Annotated in this window: 2 protein-coding genes; both read left to right on the top strand. The window is 55.5% G+C overall.

Annotated elements, in window-relative coordinates; translation table 11 throughout:
* Nucleotides 1-860 precede the first annotated feature (860 nt).
* Nucleotides 861-3,509: a malectin domain-containing carbohydrate-binding protein gene (locus tag EU557_RS25230; RefSeq protein WP_135533205.1), complete on the top strand. Its 2,649-nt coding sequence runs from the start codon at nucleotides 861-863 to the stop codon at nucleotides 3,507-3,509.
* A gap of 302 nt (nucleotides 3,510-3,811) precedes the next feature.
* On the top strand, nucleotides 3,812-8,374 hold the full coding sequence (locus EU557_RS25225) for a malectin domain-containing carbohydrate-binding protein (protein ID WP_210116130.1): 4,563 nt from the start codon (nucleotides 3,812-3,814) through the stop codon (nucleotides 8,372-8,374).
* Nucleotides 8,375-8,946: the final 572 nt, after the last annotated feature.

Genomic DNA, 8,946 nt, shown 5'->3' with positions numbered 1-8,946 from the left:
ACCCGGTACCCCGCCCAGGAGGCCACTCCACATCAGTAGTACCAGAAGCACCCTCGTTATTCGGTAATTCACACGCAAAAAATTTTGTTGAAAGAATAGGTTGGGAAGAGAGCAGGCAGGAATTTGCTGCTGTTAGCGAATGCCAACAAACACCAGAAAGTCCTAAAATTAGCTCGAGGCGTAGGCGGCTCCCTCTTCTGCGAAAAAGCAGTGTACTCAAGGGCGCATCTGCCTAATGAGGCCTTCGCGAAAAGCCCATCAATCAAGCCATTATTTGAACTTAATCAAGAAACACAAACCAACACCTTCGAGCTATTCGATGGCAAACATATCTATAAATTCATAAAGCACAACATCAATAATTACTATCCGCCTACAGACAAAATAGATTGACATCGCCCACAATAAGGCTCCTTAAAATGTATATATTATTAATAAACAGCATTTTACATAAACATAGCATAAACACTTTAATTACTTTAGTTATTACGCCACTCAATTAAATCACATTTATTAAAAAGTAATAAAGTTCTTATTGTGTAACTTTTTATAAAATTATACAAAGACAAAAAATTGGGGAATTGGCCACACGAGTATCCTGGAACAAAGAGTGCAGTAGTACCAATAAAGCCCTAGCCCTATATTATTAGACGTTAGCAAACCAACTATTTACGACGAAACAGATGGGCTAACATCCGCTGAGAGCAAAGCATTTTTTAGGGCTTCACACGCTGATAGACTGATTGAGTAGCTGCCCATTTTTAGCGGCATTCGCCCTTAAAGCCAACTATTTATTTTTAAAGTTTTATAAATTGACTTTTTAGGCGTTGCAGTCGGGTTCCACTATCATTTATAGAAGTATGAAAAAAGCTTCACATACGCGGCGGGCACCTTTGGTGGGCGCATTGGTTTCTTGCGTATACCTGCTAGGCATTCCCCCCGGATGGAGCAATAGTGCAATTAGCTATGCTGCTCCTGCTTGCGCTACTAGCTTTGAGGAGGCTGGGCGGCTCACACCACCCTCCCCCACCCCGCTTGGCCTCACCAGTTTCTGGCTTGCACCAGCGGGTGACACCGTTCGCATTAATTGTGGCGGTGGTCAAGTGACTACTAGCGGACCTGATCAGAAAGTATTTCTCGCCGATAGCTACTATACGGGTGGCACCTCGTTTGCCAATCCGGCTGTGGGCGACGTAGGCCAGACGACCGATGATGAGTTGTATCGAAGTGAGCGTAGCGCGGGTACTGATCGGGGAGGCTTTAGCTACCATATACCCGTATCATTGGGTACCTATAAAGTGCGTTTACACTTCGCCGAAATATACTTTGGCGCTCCGGGAGGCGCCCCAGGAGGCCGCGGCCAGCGCCTATTCAGCGTAAATCTTGAAGGTCGGCCGGTGTTGGTAAACTACGATATCAGTGCTTCAGGCGCACCAGCTACTGCTCAAATACAAGAGTACACCACGGCGGTGCTGGACGGGGAGTTGACCCTGGATTTCTCGGCAAGCGTCAATCAGCCCACCGTGGCTGCCATTGAAGTTATTCGTAGCACTGCAGTTCCGGCCTCCTCCTGCCGCTGGCAACCGGTAGCAGCCGTCGACTACGAGCGGAAGGAAGGGCAAAGTGCCCTCGTCGATGGTTTACTCTACACATTTGGCGGGTACTATGGTAACCTCATTGGCACCAACCTAACCCAGCGCTACGAGGTAGCTACAAATACCTGGATAAACCTGGCCCCCGCTCCCTTGGCAGTGACGCACATGGGCGTGGCCGTGGCAGGCAAAAAGGTTTGGCTTATTGGAGGCTTTGTGGGTAACCATCCGGGGCCCGTAACATCGGCCGTGCAGGTGTATGATACCCAAACCAACTCATGGAGCTTGGGCCCGCCCCTGCCCGCCCCCCGAGGGTCGGGGGCGGCCGCGGTAGTAGGCCACCACTTGCACGCCTTTGGTGGCCTACTGCCCGACCGGCGCACCGACACCGGCGACCATTACGTGCTTGACCTGAATAACATTGCCGCCGGGTGGCACACTGCGGCGCCGTTACCTGAACCGCGCAATCATTTGGGCGGGGCAACGGTGGGCGGAAAGATCTACGCCATTGGCGGCCAGAACGACCACGACGGCACCCGCTCTATTCGGGCCTTCCTGCACGTTTATGACCCGGCCACTAACGCTTGGACCAGGTTGGCCAATCTACCAAGTAACCGCTCGCACTTTGAACCGGGCACCATCGCCCTCGATGGCAAGATCCTGATTGTAGGAGGCAGCGACAACTTCTCAGACTACGGAGATATTCTCTCCTATGACCCAGCCACTAATATCTGGAGCAAGTTCTGCGACCTGCCTACCACACTTGTAGCACCATTTGCGCAGGTTATTGGCAGTAACTTGGTGGTAGCCCAGGGGGCGCGTGATAACAATGCCATTCCCGAAAAGGCCACCTATCTCACGCCAATAACCCGCCAGCCTAGCAATGTATTGCGCTTTTCCTCTCCTCAGTTAGCAGTAGAACTCCCTCAGGGCGGTACCAAGGGCGTGCTCAACCTGCTGTGGTCCCATTCGGGCACGGCCGCTTACTCTTTAACGGTGGTGAACTCTCCCGCTTGGCTGCACCTGCCCGCTAGCACCGGCGTAGCCAACCCACTAGGCCAGGAGGTGCCCATGCAACTAGATGCTACCGGACTAGCGCCGGGTATCTACTCGGCCGTTGTGCAGGCCAAGGCGCCAGGCTACGCCGTAGCTACTACCACCGTGCAGCTAACCGTAACGGGCAACGGGGTGGTCTTTGCCGTAAACGCTGGTGGAGAGGCCTACACCGACGCTAACCACATCAGCTTTCAGAGCGACCGGAATTTCCGGGGTGGCAGCACATATCAGACCTCAAGTCCGATTGCGGGCACTACCGATGATGTGTTGTACCAAACCGAGCGCTACGGCAATTTCAGCTACGCAATTACTCTACCCAATGGCACGTACCGGCTGACGTTTAAACTGGCTGAGATTTACTGGACTGCCCCCCGAGTGCGGCAGTTTGATGTTTTGGTGGAAGGCCAAGAGTTGCTCAGCAATCTGGATATCTACGCCGAGGCGAAAGCTGACTTGACGGCCTTGGACTTAGTACGCACCGTGCGTGTAACGGATGGAGAACTCAACCTTGAATTCCGCACGGATGCCGACAACGCCAAGCTAGCGGCGCTGGTGGTACAAAGCGTAGCAGCACCGGGCCTCGCTAGCCTACCTAGTGCCCGGCCGGAAAAAACCTGGAGTCTCTTTCCTAATCCGGTAATAGACCAAGCAACCCTTTCCTATACGGCTACCAGCCCACAAGCCGCGCGTGCAGAACTGCTTAATAGCCAAGGCTACCGCGTGTGGCAGGGTACCCAACGCACGGCAGTGGGTGGCAACAAACTAACCTTCCCAACCGAAAAGCTCAGTCCTGGGCCCTATATGTTGCGAGTATACCTGCAAGAAGGGGTAATCAGTGAGCGGGTGCTCGTAACGAAATAAGGGTGATTTTATATAAGGCGTAGAGTGCAGGAGAACCGGGAATCGGTTTGAGCGGCTCCGCTATGCCCTGCTCTCTCCTCGCTTCCGCCTGCCTGAGAAGGCAATTGAACAAAAGCCCATAATATATAAACATTTTACAAAATAATTGCACAATTAGACTACAATCAGTAATTTCTACGTAACAATCTGGCGCACTCATTTTCTGCGTTTGCGGCTTCTACCCCCTTATTCTTTCGTTTTTATTTTTCTGTAACATGCTGCATTTCTACGTTTTGCTGCGAAGCTGGGCGAGTAGAGCCATTATGGCCACTGCCCTAGCCCTGCCCCAAGGTTCCATGGCTCTGCCCCTCTCAGAGGCATCCCCCACGGCTTTGCACCAGCACCGTCCTGAGACGTGGCTGGCCCCTTGGTCTGGCACCTACACGGCCCCGCCTACCGCCGCCGCTCTTGCCAAGGCGCAAGCCGACGTATACCGCCGCTCCTTCTTGCTAGAGCCCAGCCGCAGAACTGCCCAGGCGCAATCCTGGACAGCCCATAATGTGCCCGGGCATCTGCAGGCTCAGTTGGAGGCTGATGCGTACACGTTGAGCCCTGTTCCGGCTACGGTCGGCTCCCCAACCTGGCAGGTCCGTTGGACGTTGCGGGGCCTAGGGCGCGCCGGCAAAATGTCTTTCCTCCCAGTGGCTGAAGCGTTGGTCCAGGTGCAGGAGAATGTGGTGCGCTTTCACCATGGCCAAGCCTTCGCAGTGGAATACGTGAACAGCCCGGAAGGCATCCGGCAAAATTTCCATGTTGCCCAGCGCCCCCAGGGCAATGCCGGGCCGGTGGAAGTGGTACTTGCGTTGCATACCGCGCTGCAGCCGCGGCAGACCAGCCCAGAGGAGCTAGTGTTCCAGACAAGGCCTGATGCTCCGAAGGTACTGACCTACAACGGGCTGAAAGCGTGGGATGCCACCGGCCGGGTGTTGGCGACTAGTCTGCACTTAGACCGCAACCGCACCTTGCGGCTGACGGTAGATGATGCGGGTGCCACCTACCCACTTACTATTGATCCTCTATCCACTACCCCATTCATCTCCCTAACTGGGGAAAAAAATGTACCGAGCTTCGGCTCCTCGGTGGCCAGTGCCGGTGATGTAAACGGCGACGGTTACGGCGACGTGATTGTGGGAGCTTACGCTCAGAACCTAGCCTACGTGTACTACGGCAGCCGGACTGGTATAACCACAAATGCCAGCAGCCGACTCAACAACCCCGGCGGAGGCAACTTTGGCTTTTCGGTTAGCAGCGCTGGCGACCTGAACGGCGACGGCTACAGCGACGTGATTGTGGGAGCTCCGGTAGAAGGCCGCTCCTACATCTACTACGGCAGCCGCACGGGCCTTACTGGACGTGTGGGTACTACCCTGGTAGGAGAAATAGGCAGCACCAGCTTCGGGTTTTCCGTAGCGCGGGCCGGCGATGTAAACCGCGACGGCCTGTCCGACGTGGTGGTAGGGGCTGAGGCCTACAACCGAGGACAAGGCCGCGCCTACGTCTTCTACGGTACTCGCACTGGGCTGGGCACCACCGTAGCGGCAAGCAGCGCGGGCCTAGTACTAACGGGCGAGACTATCTTTAGTGGCTTTGGCTACTCTGTGGCCGGCGCCGGCGATGTGAACCGTGACGGCTACGACGACATAGTAGTAGGAGCTTACGCGTACAACGGCTTTCAGGGCCGGGCCTACTTATTTATGGGCAGCAGCACGGGCACTAGCCCCACCGCGGGCTCGACCCTAACGGGGCAGGCGGCCTTAACCAATTTCGGTGCTTCGGTAGCAGGTGCTGGCGACGTGAACGGCGATGGGTACGCCGATGTTCTGATTGGGGCTGCTGCCAACCAACTGGAGCAGCGCCGCGCCTACCTGTATTACGGTTCCAGCCAAGGGCTGCCAACCACTCCCGGCACTACCCTTACTCCAGACCTGAGCCAGACTGAACAGTTTGGAAATATAGTAGGTGGCGCCGGCGATATCAACCGGGATGGCTTCGGTGACTTTATTGTGGGGGCCTCGCAAGCAAACGCTGGCCAGGTTTACGTGTACTACGGCCGCAGTGCGGGGTTGCCCGCCACGGTTGCCGCCAGCGAGGCCGGCACTCGATTAACAGCTAACCCAGGCGACGGCCACTATGGTAACGGCGTGGCTGGCGCCGGCGACGTGAATGGCGACGGTTACAGTGACGTTGTAGTGGGCGCGCGAGGCATCAACTACATGGCCGACTGGGGCACTATTTACGTGTACGCAGGCAGTGCCTCCCCTCCTCCTGCGCCTCTACTCACCAGCTTAGCGCCCCAACGTAACGCAATAGCGGCGCCCCGCTCCACGGCGGTAACCGTGCGGTTTGACCAACCCCTGAGCGGAGGAGATGCCACGCTCAAGGCATTGCAGGTGTACGGCCAGCAGTCGGGAGGTAAGCGGCTAGAGCCAGCCACCGTGAGCGGCAATACCCTCACTCTCACCCCAGCACGGCGTTTCGCCCCAGGCGAAACAGTATGGGCAACCCTGACTACGGCCCTGCAGAACGCCTCCAGCACTCCCCTAGCTCAGCCCCACGTATTTCAGTTTACTGCGGCTACTGCCTCAGCCTCGGCTACATTTAGCGCGGGAACGGACGTTAGTGTAAGTGCGGGTTCCAGTCAGGTGGTTGCGGGTGACATTGACGGTGATGGCGATTTAGATTTGCTTACCGCCAGCCGCAGCCTAGTGAGCGTAAGCCTGAACACGGGCAAGGGCACCTTTCAGCCCGGACAGCAACTCGCCATTGAGGGAACAGGGGCCTTAGCCCTGGCCGACCTAGATGGAGATGGCGACCTAGACCTGGTGGTGGGCGCTGCCGCCCCGGATGCTTCCCACCCTAGCCTGCTGCGCGTGTACCTGAACAGCGGGAGTCCCGGAGGTCTTTTCAACAGCGGCACTACCACCTCCACGAAGTCCTCGCACATCACAAGCCTAGCCGTCGCGGACCTGGACGGGGATGGCGACCTGGATATTGTAGCAGGCGGCACCATGTTATCCCTGCAAATAGCCCTGAACAATGGCAGCGGCTCGCTCATAGCCGCCGAGAATGGTTGGCAAGGCAACCAGGTAGCCCTCGGCGACCTAGACAACGACGGTGACGTGGACCTGCTGGCAGCCGATTCCTTAAACAACCGGGTGCAGGTAGTTACGAACTTAGGCAAGGCCAGCTTCATGAACGGGCCTTCGTTTGCCATTGACCGCCCCATAGGCCTAGCCCTGGGGGACGTTGATAGCGACGGAGATTTGGATGTGGTTGTTGCCAGCAAGGGCTCAACTACGGCTAGCGTGCGCCTCAATAATGGCGGCGGCATTTTCAGCGGTACCGTGAACGTGCCGGTGGGTTCTCCGAGCACGGTGAACCTAGCCGACCTTGATGGGGATGGCGACCTGGACCTGCTCACCACCAACGGCAACAACACGTTGAGTGTGCGCCTCAACAACAGGCAGGGCAATTTCAGCGGCACCCAGGATGTGGCCGTGGGCGCGGGCCCCACTCGGCTGGCTCTGGGGGATTTAGACGGTGACGGCGACTTAGACTTTGCCACCGCTAACGGGGGCAGCGCCACCGCCAGCATCCGTCTAAACCAAGCTGCTAGCACTTCCGTCTACCGGCTTAATAGCGGAGGGCCGGCCGTCACAACTCCGCAGGGCGAATTTGCCGCCGACGCGTACTTTACGCCCACGCCGGGCGCCACGTATTCCACCACGGTTGCAATCAATGGAACCAATGACGATGCCCTCTACCAGACAGAACGCTATGGTCCAGACGGAACCCTCAGCTACCAGCTTCCGGTCGCCAACGGCACCTATCGGGTGGTACTGCACTTCGCCGAACTCTACTGGAACGAGGCTGGTAAGCGTCTCTTTGACCTGAATTTAGAAAACACCACGGTACTCGATAACTACGACATCTTTGCCAAAGCGGGTGTTAACACGGCTATTAGCGAAACGTTTACCGTTACCGTCACTGATGGCTTACTGAACCTAGACCTCAGCTCTCTGCCTCAGGTTGGCGGTCGAGACTCCCCCAAGCTCTCGGCGCTGGAAGTTCGGCCCCTAGAGTCCATATATCAGGTCAATAGCGGAGGCCCCTCCCTGAACACCGATCTAGGCCTGTTTGCTGCCGACGATTACTTCTCGCCCGCACCAGGTACCACGTACTCTACCACGGCTCGCATTGCCGGCACCCCAGATGACGCCCTTTACCAAACGGAGCGCTACGGCAGCACGGGTCAGCTGCGCTATGCCTTGCCCATAACCAATGGCACCTACCAGGTTGTGCTCCACTTCGCAGAAATCTACTGGTCTGGCCCCGGCCAGCGGATATTTGACGTGAGCTTAGAGGGTGCCCGGGTACTCGACAACTACGATATTTTTGCCAAAGCCGGCGCTAATACGGCTATCACCGAGACGTTCACGGCCACCGTTACCGATGGCATACTAAACCTGGATATGAGCTCCTTATCCCAAGATGGAGGAGTAGATTACCCTAAGCTCTCAGCTCTTCAAATTCTGCCTGCTAGCCTACCCACGGCAGAAATCTCCACACTCAAGGAGCTACAGGCCTACCCCAACCCCTCCGTGGGAGCCTTCACAGTGGCGCTTTTCAGTGCAAAAGATCAGACTGCTACCCTGACGCTAACCGATGGTGTGGGCCGGGTGATGCAAGAGCAGCAGGTGCCGCTACACACCGGCGTCAACCACGTACCCGTAAAAGCATTTAACCTCAGCGAAGGTCTCTACCACCTTTCACTACGTCCTCAGGTGGGCACCCCTATGCGCACGAAGGTGTTGTTTAGGCCGTAAGCAGCCTTATCAGCTTAACATCTAGCCACTACAGAACAGCCCTCACGAGCGTACGAACAGGCCTAGCAGCCGGAGCGTATGCCTGTGGGGGCTTACTGTGTAGAAGAATTTATGTACACCATGCCCCCGCCCTGGCAGCATTCTCTTACCGTAAAAGTTAAATTTATTTTATCCCAAATACAGCTATACAGTATATGGCTTTATGCATACCAGTGAGCAGAGCTACTATTACCCAAATAACCACTGCATGAAATTCACCTAAGCTTACACAATGTTAAAACCTTATTAAACAACTATTATCCATTATTTCAAGGAGAACATATACTCACAGACAATCTGATTACATCATTTCACCTCAGACTTATTTATAACTTATTTAATATAAGTTCCTAAGTTTCTTGGAAACCCACCTTCCCATTAAAATATAATTGTACTATTGAAAACAAACTGACGTTTCACCTAGTACGACCTGCCCTTTGCGCTCTTTCATGTTGCTCTTACGCTGTGGGATATACCGAGCGAAATTCTTTTTAATGCTAGTGGTGTGGAGCCTCCTGGGCGGGGTGCCGGGC

It is taken from the genome of Hymenobacter wooponensis, assembly GCF_004745865.1.
GTDB lineage: Bacteria > Bacteroidota > Bacteroidia > Cytophagales > Hymenobacteraceae > Hymenobacter > Hymenobacter wooponensis.
Note: the sequence above shows the minus strand (reverse complement) of the source record. Positions and strands in the feature narration are given on the sequence as shown.